At 52.5% G+C, this 19,159-nt stretch carries 21 protein-coding genes and 2 tRNA genes; 1 reads left to right on the top strand and 22 read right to left on the bottom strand.

Features of this window, described 5'->3' with window-relative positions:
- Nucleotides 1-91: 91 nt before the first annotated feature.
- The 5 genes from ETG88_RS14745 to uvrY form a co-directional block, all read right to left on the bottom strand.
- Nucleotides 92-165: transfer RNA gene (locus ETG88_RS14745), tRNA-Cys, on the bottom strand.
- 51 nt (nucleotides 166-216) lie between these two features.
- Nucleotides 217-292: transfer RNA gene (locus ETG88_RS14740), tRNA-Gly, on the bottom strand.
- 150 nt (nucleotides 293-442) lie between these two features.
- Nucleotides 443-991, bottom strand: coding sequence for a CDP-diacylglycerol--glycerol-3-phosphate 3-phosphatidyltransferase (pgsA, locus tag ETG88_RS14735; RefSeq protein ID WP_100779730.1), 549 nt, complete (start codon nucleotides 989-991; stop codon nucleotides 443-445).
- A gap of 56 nt (nucleotides 992-1,047) precedes the next feature.
- A complete protein-coding gene (gene uvrC / locus ETG88_RS14730) occupies nucleotides 1,048-2,880 on the bottom strand; it encodes an excinuclease ABC subunit UvrC (protein ID WP_100779729.1) in 1,833 nt (610 codons plus the stop codon).
- On the bottom strand, nucleotides 2,877-3,533 hold the full coding sequence (gene uvrY / locus ETG88_RS14725) for a UvrY/SirA/GacA family response regulator transcription factor (protein WP_100779728.1): 657 nt from the start codon (nucleotides 3,531-3,533) through the stop codon (nucleotides 2,877-2,879). Before uvrY ends, uvrC begins: the two co-directional genes overlap by 4 nt.
- Before the next feature lie 468 nt (nucleotides 3,534-4,001).
- Between uvrY and ETG88_RS14720 the strand changes: the two genes are divergently transcribed.
- A complete protein-coding gene (locus tag ETG88_RS14720; protein WP_100779727.1) occupies nucleotides 4,002-4,226 on the top strand; it encodes a DUF2594 family protein in 225 nt (74 codons plus the stop codon).
- 69 nt (nucleotides 4,227-4,295) lie between these two features.
- On the opposite strand, the gene sdiA is transcribed toward ETG88_RS14720, so the two are convergent.
- The 17 genes from sdiA to ETG88_RS14635 form a co-directional block, all read right to left on the bottom strand.
- Complete coding sequence (gene sdiA, locus ETG88_RS14715; RefSeq protein ID WP_100780854.1) at nucleotides 4,296-5,018, bottom strand: quorum-sensing transcriptional regulator SdiA; 723 nt, start codon at nucleotides 5,016-5,018, stop codon at nucleotides 4,296-4,298.
- Nucleotides 5,019-5,242: 224 nt separating this feature from the next.
- The gene (gene tcyN / locus ETG88_RS14710; RefSeq protein WP_129035661.1) at nucleotides 5,243-5,995 is read right to left on the bottom strand and encodes an L-cystine ABC transporter ATP-binding protein TcyN; all 753 of its coding nucleotides are present in this window, start codon (nucleotides 5,993-5,995) and stop codon (nucleotides 5,243-5,245) included.
- Nucleotides 5,992-6,660, bottom strand: coding sequence for a cystine ABC transporter permease (gene tcyL / locus ETG88_RS14705; protein ID WP_129035660.1), 669 nt, complete (start codon nucleotides 6,658-6,660; stop codon nucleotides 5,992-5,994). The genes tcyN and tcyL overlap by 4 nt, the downstream gene beginning before the upstream one ends.
- A gap of 20 nt (nucleotides 6,661-6,680) precedes the next feature.
- Entirely contained in the window at nucleotides 6,681-7,667 is a 987-nt protein-coding gene (gene dcyD / locus ETG88_RS14700; protein ID WP_129035659.1) for a D-cysteine desulfhydrase, read from the bottom strand.
- Between the two features lie 106 nt (nucleotides 7,668-7,773).
- Entirely contained in the window at nucleotides 7,774-8,574 is an 801-nt protein-coding gene (gene tcyJ, locus ETG88_RS14695; RefSeq protein ID WP_100779723.1) for a cystine ABC transporter substrate-binding protein, read from the bottom strand.
- Between the two features lie 85 nt (nucleotides 8,575-8,659).
- On the bottom strand, nucleotides 8,660-9,211 hold the full coding sequence (fliZ, locus tag ETG88_RS14690) for a flagella biosynthesis regulatory protein FliZ (RefSeq protein ID WP_100779722.1): 552 nt from the start codon (nucleotides 9,209-9,211) through the stop codon (nucleotides 8,660-8,662).
- A gap of 53 nt (nucleotides 9,212-9,264) precedes the next feature.
- On the bottom strand, nucleotides 9,265-9,984 hold the full coding sequence (gene fliA, locus ETG88_RS14685; protein WP_100779721.1) for an RNA polymerase sigma factor FliA: 720 nt from the start codon (nucleotides 9,982-9,984) through the stop codon (nucleotides 9,265-9,267).
- A gap of 139 nt (nucleotides 9,985-10,123) precedes the next feature.
- Complete coding sequence (locus ETG88_RS14680) at nucleotides 10,124-11,317, bottom strand: acyl-CoA reductase (RefSeq protein WP_129035662.1); 1,194 nt, start codon at nucleotides 11,315-11,317, stop codon at nucleotides 10,124-10,126.
- Nucleotides 11,301-12,383, bottom strand: a complete 1,083-nt coding sequence (locus tag ETG88_RS14675; protein WP_129035658.1) for a LuxE/PaaK family acyltransferase — start codon at nucleotides 12,381-12,383, stop codon at nucleotides 11,301-11,303. Before ETG88_RS14675 ends, ETG88_RS14680 begins: the two co-directional genes overlap by 17 nt.
- Nucleotides 12,376-13,773 (bottom strand): AMP-binding protein, encoded by a 1,398-nt coding sequence (locus tag ETG88_RS14670; protein WP_129035657.1) that lies wholly within the window; start codon nucleotides 13,771-13,773, stop codon nucleotides 12,376-12,378. Before ETG88_RS14670 ends, ETG88_RS14675 begins: the two co-directional genes overlap by 8 nt.
- Nucleotides 13,770-14,738: a transketolase family protein gene (locus ETG88_RS14665; protein ID WP_129035656.1), complete on the bottom strand. Its 969-nt coding sequence runs from the start codon at nucleotides 14,736-14,738 to the stop codon at nucleotides 13,770-13,772. The genes ETG88_RS14670 and ETG88_RS14665 overlap by 4 nt, the downstream gene beginning before the upstream one ends.
- Nucleotides 14,735-15,544, bottom strand: coding sequence for a transketolase (locus ETG88_RS14660; RefSeq protein ID WP_129035655.1), 810 nt, complete (start codon nucleotides 15,542-15,544; stop codon nucleotides 14,735-14,737). Before ETG88_RS14660 ends, ETG88_RS14665 begins: the two co-directional genes overlap by 4 nt.
- A complete protein-coding gene (locus ETG88_RS14655; RefSeq protein ID WP_129035654.1) occupies nucleotides 15,541-16,284 on the bottom strand; it encodes an SDR family NAD(P)-dependent oxidoreductase in 744 nt (247 codons plus the stop codon). The genes ETG88_RS14660 and ETG88_RS14655 overlap by 4 nt, the downstream gene beginning before the upstream one ends.
- Nucleotides 16,285-16,294: 10 nt before the next feature.
- The gene (locus ETG88_RS14650) at nucleotides 16,295-17,041 is read right to left on the bottom strand and encodes an SDR family NAD(P)-dependent oxidoreductase (protein ID WP_129035653.1); all 747 of its coding nucleotides are present in this window, start codon (nucleotides 17,039-17,041) and stop codon (nucleotides 16,295-16,297) included.
- 17 nt (nucleotides 17,042-17,058) lie between these two features.
- Nucleotides 17,059-17,298 carry an acyl carrier protein gene (locus ETG88_RS14645; RefSeq protein ID WP_129035652.1) on the bottom strand — a complete coding sequence of 80 codons (240 nt, stop codon included), beginning with the start codon at nucleotides 17,296-17,298 and terminating at the stop codon, nucleotides 17,059-17,061.
- Between the two features lie 24 nt (nucleotides 17,299-17,322).
- Nucleotides 17,323-17,961: an acetyltransferase gene (locus ETG88_RS14640; protein ID WP_129035651.1), complete on the bottom strand. Its 639-nt coding sequence runs from the start codon at nucleotides 17,959-17,961 to the stop codon at nucleotides 17,323-17,325.
- Nucleotides 17,958-19,118, bottom strand: a complete 1,161-nt coding sequence (locus ETG88_RS14635) for a DegT/DnrJ/EryC1/StrS family aminotransferase (RefSeq protein ID WP_129035650.1) — start codon at nucleotides 19,116-19,118, stop codon at nucleotides 17,958-17,960. Before ETG88_RS14635 ends, ETG88_RS14640 begins: the two co-directional genes overlap by 4 nt.
- Nucleotides 19,119-19,159: the final 41 nt, after the last annotated feature.

The following is a 19,159-nucleotide window of genomic DNA, read 5'->3' as shown; positions in this document are numbered from 1 at the left end:
GGAGCGAGACTTGAACTCGCACAGCGCGAACGCCGAGGGATTTTAAATCCCTTGTGTCTACCGATTCCACCATCCGGGCTCGGGAAGAAATTGGAGGCGCGTTCCGGAGTCGAACCGGACTAGACGGATTTGCAATCCGCTACATAACCGCTTTGCTAACGCGCCGTAAATCTGTTGTCTTTCGACCAGCACCCGCAACTGCCGATGCTTTTAATTTGGAGCGGGAAACGAGACTCGAACTCGCGACCCCGACCTTGGCAAGGTCGTGCTCTACCAACTGAGCTATTCCCGCATGTCACCAAGTCATTTGTAATCACTTGATTTCATTATCGTCCGGCTGACTGTGCCGCCGTTCGATGCGTTGCATTCTACTTATATGACGATGTGAGTCAACGTTATTTTTGCATCCCAGGATCGTTTGCTGAAAATTGCGCCGAAACGATCACTGTTCAAGCAAATCGCCGCGTGCAGCGTTCAGGTACTGCAGCATTGACCACAGCGTCAGCACCGCTGCAACCCACAGCAGGCCGATACCCGCCCACTCGACCCACGCGTTTGGACGCCACAGCATCCACACCAGCGACGCCATTTGCGCGGTAGTTTTCACTTTACCAATCCAGGAGACCGCCACGCTGCTGCGTTTACCCAGCTCAGCCATCCACTCGCGCAGGGCGGAGATGATGATCTCACGGGCGATCATGGTCGCCGCAGGTAACGTCACCCACCAGGTGTGGTAATGCTCTGCCACCAGCACCATCGCAATGGCAACCATCACTTTATCGGCAACCGGATCGAGGAACGCACCGAACCGCGTGCTTTGATTCCAGCGACGGGCCAGATAGCCGTCAAACCAGTCCGTCACCGCAGCCACCAGGAAGATCAGCGCACATGCGAAAGGAGCCCACGTGAAAGGCATGTAAAAAGCCAACACAAAGAAGGGGATGAGGACGACGCGAAAAAGCGTGAGCAACGTAGGGATGTTAAATCGCATAGTGACGGTAACTGTCTGTTGTCAGTAAAATTTAGCTCTATGTTGCTACAGAGCCCTCAATGTTTCAACGAGTAGTAGATCTTTTCTGCCAGCCCTTGCGAAATACCCGGCACTTTTGCAATTTCCTCCACGCTGGCGTTGAGTAATCCTTGCAATCCGCCCATGTACTTCAACAACATCTGCCGACGTTTTGGCCCGACGCCCTCGATTGTCTCAAGCGTACTGGTGTTTTTCACTTTAGCGCGTTTTTTACGGTGTCCGCCGATGGCATGGTCGTGCGACTCATCACGAATATGCTGGATCACATGCAGCGCAGGGGAATCCGGCGGCAGACTAAAGCCCTCACCTTCGGGTTCGAAGAAGAGTGTTTCCAGACCGGCCTTACGATCGGTCCCTTTTGCCACGCCAAGCAGTAAAGGATGATGTTTATCCCACGGCACATCGAGCTCAGCGAAAACGGCTTTCGCCTGGCCCAGCTGCCCTTTCCCGCCGTCGATCAAAATGACATCCGGGATTTTGGCCTCTTCAATGGCTTTACCATAGCGACGGCGGAGCACCTGATTCATCGCTGCATAGTCATCGCCCGGCGTAATCCCGGTGATGTTGTAGCGACGATATTCCGCGCGCACCGGCCCGTTGGCATCAAACACCACGCAGGAGGCGACGGTTTGCTCACCCATTGTATGGCTGATGTCGAAACACTCCATCCGCTTCACTTCCGGCAGTTTCAGCAGCGTAGCCAACGCCGCCAGGCGCTGGTGAACGGTCGATTGCTGAGAAAGCTTCGTCGTTAGCGCCGTCGCGGCGTTGGTCCGCGCCAGCTTCAGATAGCGCGCGCGATCGCCGCGCGGTTTGGTCTGAACGTTAACGCGACGCCCTGCCAGCTCGGAAAGGGAGTCCGCCAGCAAAGTTTTATCATCAAGATTAAAATCGAGCAGGATCTCCGATGGCAACGTGCGCATCTGGCTGCCCTGCAAATAGAACTGACCGACGAAGGTTTCAACTACTTCACCCAGCTCAGTACCGCCCGGCACTTTCGGGAAATAGCTGCGGCTGCCCAGAACTTTGCCCTGACGAATGAACAGAACATGGACGCAGGCCAGCCCGGCATCAAAGGAAACACCAATGACGTCCAGATCGTCGCCGGTATTCGACACAAACTGTTTTTCCGTGACGCGCCGCACCGCCTGAATTTGATCGCGGATACGTGCGGCCTCTTCAAACGCCAGCGCCTGGCTGGCTTTTTCCATTCGCGCAATCAGCTGCGTTAAGACCTGATCGTCTTTACCCGCCAGGAACAGACGCACATAGTCAACCTGTTGCGCGTACTCCTCTTCGCTGACCAGCCCTGCTACGCATGGGCCGAGACAGCGGCCAATCTGGTATTGCAGACAGGGGCGGGAGCGGTTGCGATAGACGCTGTTTTCGCACTGGCGAACCGGAAAAATTTTCTGCAGCAACGCCAGGGTTTCACGCACGGCGTACCCGTTAGGGAAAGGACCGAAATACTCCCCTTTAGCATGTTTCGCCCCGCGATGCATGGCCAGACGCGGATGGGTGTCGCTGCTGAGGAAAATGAAAGGGTATGACTTATCATCGCGCAACAATACGTTATAGCGCGGCTGATAAAGCTTAATGTAGTTATGTTCGAGCAGCAGCGCTTCCGTTTCCGTGTGCGTCACGGTGACGTCGATCTGCTGAATCAGCGCCACCAGCGCTTCCGTCTTACGGGAGGCCAGGTTTGTGCGGAAATAGCTGGAAAGACGTTTTTTAAGGTCTTTGGCTTTGCCAACATAGATAACCGTACCGCCAGCGTCATACATTCGATATACGCCAGGCTGGCTGGTTACGGTTTTCAGGAAAGATTTTGAATCGAACACATTACTCACTGACTTGTTAGGGTCTCTGCATTACACAGACCATGACGAATGGCCAGGTGAGTGAGTTCGACATCGCCGTGAATGTTCAGTTTACTGAACATACGGTAGCGGTAGCTGTTCACCGTTTTCGGACTGAGATTCAGTTGCTCAGAAATCTCATTCACCTTTTGGCCTTTGGTGATCATCAGCATAATCTGCAATTCACGCTCAGACAAACTGGCAAATGGCGATCCGGTTTTTTCCGGTTCAATCTGACTTAACGCCATCTGTTGAGCGATATCCGACGCGATATAGCGCTGGCCGGCGAACACTGAACGAATAGCATTAACCACTTCCTGTGGTGCAGCGCCTTTGGTGAGATAGCCTGCGGCCCCGGCCTGCATCACTTTCGCGGGCAGCGGGTTCTCCGTGTGGACGGTCAGCATGATGACTTTGGTGTCCACGTAAGCACGCGCGATTTTACGCGTGGCTTCAAGGCCGCCAATACCAGGCATGTTCATGTCCATCAGGACTACATCGGCTGAGTGGGTACGGCACCATTTCACGGCGTCTTCGCCGCAGCAAACTTCACCGGCGACTTTAATACCCTTTATATCTTCAAGTATGCGTCGTATCCCTGCGCGCACGAGTTCGTGGTCATCAACAAGTAGAACGTTGATCAAAGGAATGTCTCCAGAAATAGGGATAACGCTACTGACTACTAATTTGGCTTATATTAACGGTTTTCTGCCCAAGTTTAAAACGCTAAAAAGCATGTCATTCGATTTCGTTCTCGTTTTTGGAAATTAGCCTGTACAGCAAGTGGAAAGAGAATCGGATTTAAAAAGTCAAATACCGTTATTTTTAAGCCGCTGTATTCAAAAAGTTACGAAAAGATCGCCCCTCTGCGCCAGGAAAGTACGGCTCTTATATTTTTGTAACAATAATTAACAGCAAGAGAACGGGCTATAAACAATTTAGGCTGGTTAAAACATTATAGTGATTACACTTAAAACGTGTTTACTTAAATAAACAAAGCGCACAATTGAACAAAAAATAACCACTGCTTTTTTTCCTCTCTCTTGTGGTATACTCCGCCGCCATAACTTTCATCGTCGCGCTCTAGCGCCGTTTTGTAATGAGGAATAACAATGAGCACACCTGAATTCGCCACCGCCGAAAATAACCAAGAACTGGCGCAGGAAGTATCCTGTCTGAAAGCACTGCTGGCACTTATGTTGCAGGCGATGGGCCAGGCTGACGCGGGCCGTGTGATCATTAAGATGGAAAAGCAGATCGCCCAGATGGAAGATCAGGGCCAGGCAGATGTATTTGCCGATACGGTTAAGCAAATTAAACAGGCTTACCGCCAGTAAAAAAAGAACGGCTGAACGCATTGCATTCAGCCGTTTTCGTGTCTGGCACGCAGAACAACTAAAGTGTGGTCAGATGAATCCCGTTGCCGCCGCGTAGCAGGCAATCTGCGTCTTATTCGGCGCATTGAATTTCTTCTGCATATTCTTCTGATGGAAGTTCACCGTATTCTCTGAGATCGACAAAATAATCGCGATTTCAGCCGACGTTTTGCCCTCAGCCGTCCACTTCAGAATTTCCTTCTCGCGCTTGCTGAATTTCATCTCTGGCGGCATCACCATGTCATGCTCAAAGCGCAGCAACGACGTCAATGCCATTTGCACTAACATTTGCAGACGCAGCTCTATTTCATCGCTGTCCATCATTTTGCCAAACTGACTGGCGCGAGAAACAGAGAGAAAACCGAGCGCGTGATTAGGCAGCATCAGACACTGCGTAATTCCCTTGCGAATACCGTGGTCGCGCGCGCCGTCCCATAGCGGCTGTGCCTCAGAAAATAACGCATCCGTCCAGGGAAGGTGTCCCTGAATGAAATTCTCCCGCTTTAATACCGGGTCAATGGCGAAATAATTTTCTGACTGATATTGCGACATCCATTCAGCCGGATAGCTCGAATGAACCGTAATTTTAGGGCGCGTAAACGGAACCGGATGGCGAACACAGAGTGAGTAATAATCGAATTCAAGATCCTGTGTTTGTTGCTGAAGTTCCTGATAAACCTCGTCCGCCGTCCCCATTTGCTGGAATCGCAGGAAGCAATTCCGTCGCCAGGTGAAAAAGTCTGTATCCCTCATACTTACTGAATGAAGCCCCTGAAAAAGATAATCATTATTATGGTGAATATAACCTAACACATAAATCTTATTTATATGTATAAAATATCGACCCAAGTGAGAATAACTTTCATGTTCCTCACTTTCAGTGTCGATAAATAGAATATAAGCATCTATAAACAGGCAAATCTGGAGAATAATTTGCTCCAGAACGTCCTTCTGGAGCAAATCAGTCAGGAGAATCTCTACCGTGTCAGGAACTTTTCCAGGAACTGACGGGTGCGAGGTTGTTGGGGATGCGTAAACAATTCTTTTGCGGGGCCCTGTTCGACAATGCGACCCTGGTCCATGAAAATCGCCCTGTCAGCCACATCTCTGGCAAAACTCATCTCGTGGGTGACGATAACCAGCGTGCGTTTCTCCTGCGCCAGCTGGCGAATGGTGTTCAGCACCTCGCCCACCAGCTCTGGATCGAGCGCAGAAGTCGGTTCATCAAAGAGGATCACGTCCGGGCGCATCGCCAGCGCACGGGCAATGGCCACACGCTGCTGCTGCCCGCCCGACAGACGGCGTGGATAACTGGTCTCCTTCCCGGAAAGCCCGACTTTCGCCAGCAGCTCCCGCCCACGCGCAATGGCCTCTTCTTTCGGTTCACCTTTTACGGTGACCGGCCCCTCAATAATGTTCTCCAGCACCGTGCGATGCGGAAACAGATTAAAGCTCTGGAATACAAAGCCCACATGCTGGCGAAGACGGCGAATCAGCCCTTTTTGCGGCCCGAGAGACTTACCGGTATCGATAGTAATATCACCGACCCGAATGGTGCCCCCTTCCGGATGCTCCAGCAAATTTATGCTGCGCAGCAGCGTGGTTTTACCCGAGCCGCTCGGCCCGATAATCGCGACCACTTCGCCCTCTTGCACCTCCAGGTCGATACCGTGTAATACGGTCTGTCCGTGGAATTTTTTGACCAGGTTTTTGACGTCGATAGCACTCATTTCGGATCTCGCTCCTGGCGGTTAAGCTGGTTTTCAAAATAGTTTTGCAGTGCGGAAAGCACCGTCGCCATGATCCAGTAAATCAGCGACGCCGCCAGATACATGGTGAAAACTTCCAGCGTGCGCGAGGTGATAAGCTGCGCCTGACGGAACAGCTCCGGCACCTGGATTGTCGCCGCAAGGGACGTGTCCTTGACCAGGCTAATAAAACTATTGCTGAGCGGGGGAAGCGCCACGCGCGCAGCCTGCGGCAGGATCGCGCGACGCAGTGTCTGCCACGGCGTCATCCCGATACTGGCCGCCGCTTCCCATTGGCCCTTATCGATGGAGGAGATCGCCGCGCGCAGCGTTTCAGAGGTGTACGCCGCGGTATTCAGCGACAAACCAATCATCGCCGCCGGGATCGGGTCCAGCTCAATGCCGAACTGCGGCAGACCGTAGTAGATCATGAAAAGCTGGGCGATCAGCGGCGTACCGCGAAACACGGAGATGTAAAAACGCGCCAGCCAGCGTATCGGCAGGATCGACGACATTCGCATCAACGCGAGGATAAAGCCCAGCACCAGCCCAAAGAACATCCCTCCGAGACTGAGCTGCAGCGTAAACACCGCCCCTTTCAGCAGGTACGGCAATGAATCAATAACCAGTTGAATACTTTCTTGCATTATTATTTTCGACCCGTGATTCAAACGTGAGGATGATAAGCAAACAGCGCGGGCGCTCCGCCGGTATGGACAAACAGAATCGGCCCTTCATCCTTAAAGCGCTTCTGGGTAATGCCGTCGATAAGCCCGGCCATCGCTTTACCCGTGTAAACCGGATCTAACAGGATGCCTTCCAGACGCGCCAGTAGTTTTATCGCTTCCTGGCCTTCTTCGTTTGGCGTGCCATAGCCTGGCGCAAAATAGTCATCCCACAGCAAAATATCGGCTTTCGCCTGCACGTCGAGCTGCTGCGCAACTGCCTGTTGTAAGGTGACGACTTTCGGCTTCTGATCCGCGATGCTGCGGGAGACGGTCACCCCGATAAGTTCGACATCCGGCATGAGCTGCTCCAGCCCGACCGCCAGCCCGGCATGCGTCCCGGCGCTACCGGAAGCCACCACCACAGAGGAGAGGCTCACCGCCCCTTCGCACTGCTGGGCAATTTCCAGCGCGCTTTCCACATAGCCCAGCGCACCCAGGGCATTCGACCCGCCGACCGGGATCACATACGGACGAAAACCCTGCGCTTCAACGCGGGTTGCCAGTTCTTCCAGCTGAGCCGCCGGATCCGTTAAGGCATCGCACATTTCGATCTGCACGTTGAACAGATCCAGCAGCAGACGGTTGCCGTTCGTGAGATAGTTTTCCGCCCGCGTCCCGATGGGATTTTCCAGCAACGCCACGCAGTTCAGCCCCAGTTTCGCCGCTACTGCCGCCGTCTGGCGCACGTGGTTAGACTGAATGGCACCGGCGGTGATCAGTGTATCCGCTCCCTCACGCAGCGCATCCGCCGCGAGAAACTCCAGCTTACGCAGCTTGTTCCCGCCCATCGCCATAGGGGTCACGTCGTCACGTTTGATAAAGATATCGCGCCCTAAATAGTCAGAAAAACGCGGTAAGTACTCCAGTGGCGTTGGCGCGCCGATAAACTCGAGGCGGGGAAAACGCGTTAAATTTTGCAGTGACATGGATCCTCCGGTAACGCTGTTTTTGTTTATTATTTTTATTATGCACGCTGAAGTGCCAGAAATGAAAAAGGCGCTTTTAAAAGCGCCTTTTTTTTCAGGGAAAGACTTATTTGGTGACGTCTGCCCCGAACCACTTCTCGGAGAGCGCCTTAAGGCTGCCGTCTTTCTGCATCTCGGCAATAGCACCGTCGACAGCTTTCACCAGGTCCTCGTTACCTTTGCGGATCGCCACACCGGCTTCCTGACGCGAGAACGCGTCACCGGCTACGGCCAGGGTATCGTTGGTTTTCTTCACCAGATCCAGCGCGGCCAGACGGTCAACCAGAATGGCATCGATACGGCCAACGCGCAGATCCTGGTATTTGGTCGGGTCATCATCATAGGTGCGAATATCCACGCCCTGTACGTTCTGGCGCAGCCACTCTTCATAGTTGGTGCCCAGACCGACGCCCACTTTTTTGCCTTTCAGATCGGCGGCCGATTTAATCGTGCCTTCGTTGCCTTTCTTCACCAGCGCCTGAATACCGGAGACGGTGTACGGCGTAGAGAAATCATACTTCTTCTTACGCTCATCAGAGATGGTGACCTGGTTGATGACCACGTCGATACGTTTGGAGTCCAGCGACGCCAGCATACCGTCCCATTTGGTCGGCTTCAGGGACGCTTTCACACCCAGATGCTTCGCCAGCTCTTCAGCAAACTCAACTTCAAAACCGGTCAGTTTGCCATCATCACCCTGGAAGCTGAACGGCGGATACGTCCCTTCCAGTCCCACCAGCAGCGTGCCGCGCTCTTTCACTTTATTCAGCAGATTTTCAGCGGCGAACGTTTTCACGCTCATCCCTGCGACCAGCGCCACAGCCATGACGCCCATCAGTGCCTGACGACCCAGAAGTGCTAATTTCATAGTTACCCCGATATAGTGGTTTTTTGAGTAGTGTAGGGATTTCGTTTATAACGTCAAACACGAGTCCGCTACATCTTATTCAATTTTAATATATATCAGAAGTTGTCCCGGCGTAGACTTTCTGCTTAATCACACCTGGCATTTGCGCTTTATATTGCGCGTACTTACGCAGGGCGATGCGGTAGTTGTTGGTGCTGGTAGCCGGAAGCCACGGCTCCAGATTTTCATCCAGATAGCCGGTTTTTAGCAGATCGCGGGAGATGTTTTGCACCGTCAGGTGCTGGCCCAGACGACGCAGACGAACCACGTATTCGCGCACGGTTCCGTGGCTCATCTCGGTTTGCTCAAACAGGAATTGTTTAAAGCCGATGATGTCAAAAAAGTCGCTTTGCTCTTTGCAATGCAGATCGCCACAGAACCGACATAGGGCCACCCACTCCTGCTGCTCTTCCTGCCACGCGGATTCATCCATCAGGGTGTCGAGGCGTGATATCGCGATCTTATTCACGATTTCGCCGCGACGTACCAGCGTGATACGGTCAAGTAACTTATTGCAATGGGCGCAATGCGTCTGACTGTGTTTAAAGTCTTTTAGGTAGCGGCTTAAAGGCCGTCTTTTAGATTGCTGCACCGTCATGATAACTCCTGGTTGTCAATACGTTGTGCGGCACTTTTCGGGCGATACATCGCCTATAACTTACCCAGTTTGGTTCGTAAGCGTTTAATGGCCTGGCTATGCAATTGGCTCACCCGAGACTCCCCCACTTCCAGAACCGCGCCGATCTCCTTAAGATTCAGCTCTTCCTGGTAATAAAGGGTTAACACCAGCTGTTCGCGTTCCGGTAAAGCTTCAATAGCTTCCATTACGCGATGGCGTAAATTACTTTCCAGTAAATGGTGTAACGGGTTTTCATTCTGATTTTCATCAGTCACCAGCTCGATGCTATCGCCATGCTCTTCACGCCACTCATCATAAGAGAAGAGCTGGCTGTTATTGGTATCAAGCAACATCTGGCGATAATCAGCCACAGCAATGCCAAGCCGCTCCGCCACTTCGGTTTCCGTCGCGTTGCGTCCCAGTTCCTGCTCAAGCTGTCCGATAGCATGTGCCACTTCGCGGGCATTGCGGCGAACACTTCGCGGCACCCAGTCACGGCTGCGCAGTTCGTCCAGCATCGCACCACGAATACGCTGTACTGCGTAAGTCGTAAATGCCGTTCCTTGCAGAGCGTCGTATCGGTCTACTGCATTCAGTAACCCGATTCCGCCCGCCTGTAGCAGGTCGTCCAGTTCCACACTCGCCGGCAATCGCACCTGGAGGCGCAATGCTTCGTGACGCACCAGCGGGACATAACGCTGCCACAGCGAGTGTTTATCCATTACACCTTCAGCGGTATAGAGTGAATTCACGATAAACAGCCCTGCGTTAATTGAGTTATCGGCATTATTATCCGATTCTGGAGGGGTTTTAATCGGATGAATAGTGGGTGAAATGAGGGGTTATTTGGAGGCTAATGAGAAAATGCCTAAAGCCTGACTTATAGTCAGGCTACAAAGTGATTGTCCTTGTTAATGTTTTTAGCAAATCATAGCCGTCCCAGTGCAGTGAAAACGCCATGGTTTCCCCCAGGGGAACTATTCGATCAACACCCTTAGGTGCATTGTTAAAAATAAACCGCTCAATATTATTTTCTGTAACACCGTATGTTGCAATGGTCTGACATTTTTCACCGCAAACAGGCATAATTTCGTTGATGTCATCCATCAGCCATTCATAGAAGAGTCCACTTCCCTGATGGTTTTCAAGCATCTCCTGGCTCACCTCTTGTGACTCAACCCGGAAAATATGTCGAGTCTCTGACGGAATATATTTTAACGCCGGATTTTTCGCGGCCTGGTGGCAGTAGTCTGCAAGCGTTTTAATCACCGAAACAGCTTCAGGATCGGGCCTGTCACGCAAATACGCTTCAAAATGCGCCCAAAATTGCGCTCGCGCCTCCGATTTTTGCTCTCCCAACCACACTACCAGCTTTGGTGACGTACAGGCCTGCTGATCGGTTAGTAAGGTGTCATTGAAAAAGTTTTGAGCAATCCGGGATTTATTATCTGCCGCCAGATAGGCATCAGCATGAATAATAGCAATGGAGTAGCGGTCGGCAAATGCAACATCGACAGCTCGGGGTGAAATCACCGACTGGCGAATTAATTCGATAGTTTTATCGCCCCCCCAAATTAATCTCGCATGACACATTGCAGACAGCGCATTATTAATTTCTGTTTCATGGCCATATTCGACCAGACAGATCAATTCACGCATTTCACAGTGCTGCTGGAGCGCCTCGTTCAGGGTCTGACAAATAATATCGACCTGCGCGAAAACTTTCGAAGGCAGGCGAACAATATTTGCATTCCCTGTCAGCAATCCGGCACAGAGGGAGTAGGCAAAATTGACAGCCACATTCGATGGCGCAATATGAAATGCAACGCCTCTGCCCAACAGAAATTCTGTAAATGAGTGAGCTTGTTTCATTTGTTCCAGTGCCGCTCTCCGGCACCAAAAAGCGAGTGAAATGACATCGCTATGTGCGCGTGCTTGCGGGTGCGTCAGTAGCAGTTTTGAGAAGGTTTGCAGAAACGCCATAACGTCGGGATCGAAGGGGATACGTGGTTTGACACCACGCATTTGCTCCATAATCTGAACGTCGCCAACGCGGTAGCGTAACGATTTAAAATTCAGCGGCATAGGTGTCACTGCAACCCCTTATTTCTGCATTTTTAATTCGGCCGAGAATACGAAAATACTTCCCTGCTCTACCGCAAGGGCAATCATCTTCACCGAGGATGACGCCTTCATCTTCCGTTAGCAGAGAATGCCCCGGATAAGACTCAGGGATCGTCGATACGACCTGAATAATACCCGGCAGCCCCTGTGGACTCGGGTTTAACGTACGTGCATCGCGGACGATGACGTCAGAGAAAATACTGGCATGAAGATGACCATGTTCACATTGCATGTAAATACAACCGGTCTGTTCCACCATGCCGTAATAGTCATATATTTTAGAAATACCACATACGCTATGCAGTGAATCGGCAAATTCCAGGGGGGAAACCGCCTGCGACTGCAATTTTTTCCAGCCGCCGCCATGGATAAGGATCCCATTTGTCAAATCGATCGGGCATCCACTGGCCTTTAGCGCCTGGTAAAAGTGCTGCCAAACCATAAAAGTAAATCCAAAGAGCAGGACTGGCTTACCCTGATGGCGTTCAAGAAAAGCGTTAATACCGACCACATCCAGCGCCATCTCTTCCGTTAATGCCCAGCAGCGATCGGCACCAAACATCGAAAAACCGAGAATCCCTGCCCCACGGGCGGAAAACATATTCCTGTCTTTCATCACAGCAGGGGTATCAATGATCAGCATCGGAAGTCGTGTAGCCCCCGTAAAATCACTGACAATTCGTACCAGCGTTTTTTGCTGCCGCGCCGCAGTCTGTTTATCGAGGAAAATACGCGACACGCTCTGCCCCGTGGTGCCAGAAGAGGTCATGGTTTTGACAATCTCTTCCTCAGGGACACTTTTGAGCGCCAGAGTTTTGAACACCGACACCGGCAAAAAAGGAATATCTTCTAACGTCTCTATCTGCTCGACCTTGTTGCCCAGACCCTGCAAAATATTACGGTACGGCTCGCAGGCCTGTTGATGATGTTCCGTCAACTTACGCAGGCGCAGCAGCAGATACTCGCGTTTTTCTTCCCGCTTCAGGGCGTAAGGGCCGTGGTCAAGCCAGGCATCGAACTCAGTCACACAATGCCTCCAGCTCTCTGTATAACGTCTTACCGGCCGGATTTTTTGGGATCGTGTCGATCTCTTTGACGGAAAAGGCAGAATGGTGAAGCTGGCAAGTTTTCGCCAGATAGCTTTTTACTGCTTCAGTCTGTTTCTCATCGGTAATAAAAACATGCACATTGTCATCACGCCCCACCGCTACACACTCGGTTGAGGGGAAAGCATTAATCACCAGATGCTCCAGTTCATCCAGCCCTACCCGGTTACCAAACACTTTCAGAAAACGGGTTTTACGCCCGACGATGGTATAGAGACCGGACTCGTCGCGGCTTGCCATATCGCCAGTGGCCAGACGCCCCTTACGTTCGTCACCTTTTGCCAGATCATCGCGGCAGGCCGCATAGCCCAGCGAGACATTATCGCCATAATAGATAAGCTCACCGTGCTGACCCGCGAGAGTAATTTCGTTCCCGGCATCGTCTTCCAGTGCAAATCTCCCCCCTGGAATTGCTATCCCCATCGCGCCAGGATGACTGGCCGACAGTTCAGGCGGAAGATAACCCATTCGTGAAGTTGCCTCTGAAGCACCGAACATGACAAAAAATCGCAGCCCTTTCTCCGCAGCCCATGTTGCAAGCTCGCTGTGCAGTTCTGGCCGCAATTTTCCGCCAGCCTGAGTCAGCGTTTTCAGTGATGGGATCTCCATGCGAGTAAATCGCAGCTTTTTCAGGATTTCCCAACTGTACGGCACTCCAGACAGCGAGGTGGCTGCATGCTGCCTGAGAAAACGCCAGAATCCCGGCTGAACCGGGCCGGTATTGGTCAGCAGCACCGTGGCGCCTTGCGCCAGGTGAGTGTTAATAATTGACAGGCCGTAGACGTAATTCATCGGCAGCCAGGCGAGCGCGCGCTCTTGGTTGTCAATCTGGAGGTAATCAATAATGCTGCGGGTGTTAGAGAGCAAATTGTGATAGCTCTGGCGCACCAGTTTTGGGCTGCCGGTCGAACCAGAGGTGGCGATCAACAAGGCCAGTTCATCGTCCATGACCGGCGCGCTTTGCGCTAAATCAATGAGCGCATAGCCATAGATTCCATACGATTCCGCACTGGCTGTTTCATGCTGCCATAAATAGCCCGGACGATAGATATCGAGAAGCTGTTGCAGCAGTTCAGGCGCGATGTTTTTATCTAGCATCAGCGGGACAGCGCGGGCGCTCAGGCAGGCCAGGTATCCCACCAGGGCACCGGGGCTGTTATCGCACAGACAGAAAACCAGCGCGCGCGCGGGTAATGCTGCCGCAAGTGCCGCGACCGATTGCGAAAGCTCGCGATAGCTCAACGCCATATCATTATCATCGATGACCGCAACCGCATCGCCATAGTGTGCAAGCTGCCAGAAGGGTGTCATAACGCGTTCTCCAGAATCGTACCGGCAATCTGGGACGCAGTGAGACCATTTTGCTCCAGCATCCACGAGTACTCACCCGCATGACCGTAGCCCTGCGGAATACCGAGGGTTAACAGGCGTGGGGCATGGTGTTGCGTCACCAGAAATTCTGCTATCGCACTGCCGAGCCCGCCCGTGACGCTGTGTTCTTCCACACTGACGATCATTTTGCAGCCAAACTGATTTTTTAAGGCTTCCGTATCCAGGGGCTTGATCGTAAACATGTCCAGCACGCTACAGCTGATGCCTCGCTCGGCCAGCAAATCCGCCGCTTTCAGTGAGGCTGCGACCATGCTGCCGGTTGCAACCAGCGCCACGTCCGATCCTTCCCGGAGAAGATTCGCCTCACCGAGAATAAATTCCTGAGCCTCGCGATAGACAATCGGCGTGCGCATTCCTCCGGTCAGGCGCAGGTAAACAGGCCCGGCATGTTCTGCCGCCGCGAGCGTCAGCAGCGCTGTCGCCGTCGCATCAGCAGGCGAGAGGATCGTGAGATTGGCAATCGAGCGCAGCGTGGCAATGTCTTCTATGCCGTAATGGGTGGTACCGAACATACCCATCGCAAACCCGGAGGCCAGACCGATAACTTTAATATTGCCCTGCAGATAGCCCATGTAATGGCGCATTTGCTCGCAGGAACGAAGCGCAGCAAAGTTGGCGAATGTCGTCGCAAACGGAATGCTGCCCTGCGACGCGATCCCGGCGGCCACACCGATCAGATTTTGTTCGGCGATACCGACATTGATGTAGCGTTCGGGAAAAGTATTACTGAAACGCTCCATGCCCGACGTAATGCCAAGATCCGCCGTGAGTCCAATGATATTGGGGTTTTGCTGGGCGAGATTGAGAAGCGTAACGCCAAAGGTGCCGCGCGTACCCATCATCGACCAGGCTCTCACTTCTGCCGGAGAAACGGAAATATTCATACCAGTTCCTCCAGGGCAGCAAGCCGCTGCGCGGCAGACAATTTAGCGCGATGAAACGCGTTATTGTGTTCCATAAAGGAGATCCCCTTCCCTTTCACGGTTGTCGCGATAACCGCTTTAGGTTTGCCATGGGGCGGCGCGGAAAAAGCCTGCTGAAGTGCTGTGATATCGTGGCCGTCGCACGTTTCGACGTGCCAGCCACAGGCCTGCCACAGGGCTGGGAAATTCATTTTCAGCGTGTGTTCACAGGCGATATCCGACTGGAAGCCGTTCACGTCTACGATAACCGTCAGGTTAGCTAAGCCGTGGTGCGCGGCAAAAAGTGCGCTTTCCCAGATGGAGCCTTCATTGCATTCGCCGTCACCCAGCACGACATAGCTATGCCACGGCTGTTGTTTAAGCCGCTGATGCCAGGCGATACCACTGGCGAAGCCCACCCCTAACCCCAACGAACCGCCCGCGAAATCAATTCCAAGGGCCGGATTCATCGGGGTCAGCGCCGGGAAGAGCGAACCACTGTGATCAAAAGTCGCAAGCTGTTCAGCGCTTAACACACCGTAGTGGTGCAGAGTGGTGTAGAGCGCAAGGGCTGCATGTCCCTTGCTCAATAAAAAGCGATCGCGTTCCTGTGTAGCCATATTATGAGGCGTGTAGCGCATCACGGCGCCATACAAAACGGTAGCAATCTCCACCATCGACAGAGCCGAGCCAAGATGCACGCCATCAACAGGCGCATTAAACGCAACGTCAACGATAGAACGGCGAATCTGCCGGGCGGCTGATTTCAGCTCCTCGGGGCTACTCATCGTAAACCGCCGTCCACGCGAATCGTCTGCCCGGTGATATAGCTCGCAAGATCAGAGACTAAAAACACAGCCGTATCGGCGATATTGGCTGGCGTCCCAAGGCGTCGCAGATCCGTCTGATTGCGAGTCGCGTCGATAATGGCTGGAGGCAGGGTTTCCAGCATATCGGTATCCGTGATGCCTGGCGCAATACAGTTTGCGCGGATACCGTTTTCACCCAGCTCAGTGGCTATGGACTCCGTCAGGGCGATGACTGCAGCCTTTGAGGCACCATACGCCGATTTTCCGGCGTTACCATCCTGGGCGGCAGTAGACGCAATATTGACGATACTCCCCTGTTTTTGGCGAGCCATCAGTTTTGACACGGATTGAGTGAAGTTGAATAACGAGAAAAAGTTAACCTCAAATTGTTGGCGCAGTGCCTGTTCTGTGGTCATCTGAAACAGCGCATTCAGGGTGATACCGGCGTTATTTACCAGTCCGTGCAACGGGCGCTTGTCGCTCATTAACTGTTTTACCGCCAGCTTCATCGCCGCCGAATCGGTCAGATCAAAACACAGCGGCCAGATTTGAACGCCATGACGCTCAGCGGTTTGCGCCATATCCGTTAAAAAATCATCGTCCGCGCTACGGGCATGCGCATAAATATTGGCTCCATTGGCCGCAAATGCCTCGACCATCGCCCGGCCAATACCGCGTTTACAGCCGGTGATAATCACATTTTTATCTTTTAAGATCATAAACAGCCCCTTAGTGACCAATACCACCATCTACGCGGATAACCTGGCCGGTGACATAGGCTGCCGCATCGGACGCTAACCAACAGAGGGTGTTTGCCACCTCTTCTGCCAGTCCCAGGCGAGGAATGGCTGCCGCCGCCATTTTTTCATCAACCACCGCTTGCGGCAGATTTTCTGTCATCGCCGTCTGGATAACACCCGGCGCAACCGCATTGACACGGATCCCCTGAGGGGCCAGTTCTGCCGAAAGGGTTTTAGTGGCGGCGATCATCGCGGCCTTCGAGGCTGAATAGGACAATTGCCCCACGTTGCCGTCGATACCAGAAATACTGGCAATGTTGATCACGCTGCCGCGCTTATTACGCAGCATCAGACGGGTCATATACTGGGTAAACAGCATCTGAGAAAAGAAATTGATGGTGAAGGTTTTTTGCAACTGATCCATTGTGACCATCGGGAACAGCGCATCGAGCGTGACGCCTGCGACATTCACCAGAATATCAATCGGCTGTTTGGCTTTTTGAATCGTCGTCGCCGCGTATTTAATTGAGGCCTCATCCAGTAAGTCGAAGCTGACCGGCGTAATGGTTACGCCATGCTCTGCGCTCAACTCACGAATAAAGGTTAAAAAGGCCTCATCCTCATGCTGAACGCAGGCAAACAGGTTCGCACCCTGGCGGGCAAAGGAGACAAGGGTCGCCTTACCAATTCCCTGCAGGCATCCTGTAACAACGGCAGTTTTCCCGGCCAGTAACATGCTTACCTCTCCTCGCGTCAGACGACTTCAACATCGTATTTTTTGAGGATCTCTTTCCCTTTTTCCCAGGAGGAGAAATCAATAATGTCTTCGGTGTCCATCATGATGTCGAACGTCTCTTCCAGCGCAGCAATCATGCTCATGTGGCCGACTGAGTCCCATGATGGCGTATCCTGATACTGGTAACCCGGCAGGATATCTTCCGTGATTTCAAAGGTTTCAACAAAAATCGCGTTGTACTTTGTTAAATTAGTCATTACGTATAGCTCCAGACAAAACACTCATTTAAAAACTTTCTTTTGCTCGTTTTTGCGCATGGCGCGAGCAGGGTTACCCAGTGCGACGGTTTCATCGGCAATATCGCTAAACACCGCACTGCCCATACCAACGATGACGTCATCGCCCAGGGTTGTTTTTTCTTTGACGGCAGAATTCATGCCGATAAACACGCGCTGTCCCACCACACAGTGCCCGGCCAGCGTTACGTTACTGGAGATCACACTGTGTGGGCCGACATGCGTGTCGTGGCCGACGCTGGCGTGCGGCTGAATCAGCGTATTTTCGCCAATGACGACATCACAGGAGATAAACGCGTGGTCGCAAATAATCGCACCTGGGCCGATATGGTTACCCGGCGGAATAAAAACTGATGGATGGATGAGCGTCGCAAGGTTCGTTTTGGCACGCACTTTCGCTGCCAGCTGTTGTCTCGCTGCCGGTTCGCCAATAGCGATCACCACTTCGGTGCAGTAATGATCCAACAGGGCGAAGCGATGAACCGGAACACCGGACACCACATTTTCATTCGTCACATCATCGATGAAAAAGATCTCTTCCCAACGGGATGATTGATTCAGCTGCTGAGCCAGCATTAACACTTCGCGGCCAAGCCCACCGGCACCGTAAATTCCCAGCTTCATGCCACCTCCCCGTCCACATGGACCACCAGAGGTTGATTGGCGGGTAAGGCGCTGTACTGACGAATCATTGCCACAACGCGATCCTGGTCGTGCTCAGTCAAATCCGGATAGATTGGCAGGCAGAGGATCTTCTGCGAAATACCTTCTGCAACAGGCAAGTTATGCGGGCTGGCCGATGGTAAATGGCGATACATGGAGAATGAGCTGATTAACGGGTAGAAGTAGCGACGAGAATAGATATTCTCCTCCTTGAGCACGTCATAAAGCTGGTCGCGGCTGATCGGGTACGTCTCGTTCACGATGATCGGATAATAGGCGTGATTCCACTCCACATTGCCCGGCGCGCTGAAAGACGCAATACCGTCAATGTCGCTCAACAGTTCGCAGTAGCGCTCATAAATGGCCCGACGGGCCGCCAGTGCGCCATCAATGTGCTGCAACTGGACCAGGCCAAATGCCGCCTGAACTTCGTTCATTTTGGCGTTGATGCCCGGCGCCACGACGGTTGTCTCACCGGCAAAGCCAAAGTTTTTCAAATAGTCGATACGCTGCTTCATCCGGGCGTCCGGGCAGATAATTGCACCGCCTTCAAAGGTGTTAAAGACCTTGGTGGCGTGGAAGCTGAGAATCGACAAATCGCCGCAATTCAGCACGCTTTGCCCATCCTTTTTTACGCCAAACGCGTGAGCCGCATCGTAGATAACCTTTAAACCCCAAGCATCGGCGATCTTCTGAATACCGTCTACATCACAAGGAATACCGTAACAATGCACGGGCAAGATCGCGGATGTGGCGGGTGTAATCAGCTGTTCAATCTTCGCCGGGTCGATATTGCAGGTCACAGGGTCGATGTCGGCAAAAACCGGTGTCAGGCCATTCCACAGTAGTGAATGAGAGGTCGCCACAAAGGAGTATGGCGTCGTAATGACTTCGCCCGTAATGCGCAGCGCCTGCAGTGCCGTCAAGAGCGCGAGGGTTCCGTTAGAGAACAGACACAGGTGCTCAACGCCCAAATATTCCGCCAGCGCTTTCTCAAGCTGCTGGTGAAACTGACCGCCATTCGTTAAAAATTTGTTTTTCCAAATTTGTTCCAGGTAGGGAATAAACTCCTCCAGCGGCGGAAGCAGCGGACTCGTGACGTAGACATTATTTTTCATTAGTGACCCTTCAAAAAACTGTATTTGCCCTCGAAGACGAC

Origin of the sequence: Lelliottia nimipressuralis, from assembly GCF_004115925.1 — a bacterium.
GTDB classification, from domain to species: Bacteria; Pseudomonadota; Gammaproteobacteria; order Enterobacterales; family Enterobacteriaceae; genus Enterobacter; species Enterobacter nimipressuralis.
This window is presented reverse-complemented; position numbering and strand designations above follow the sequence as displayed.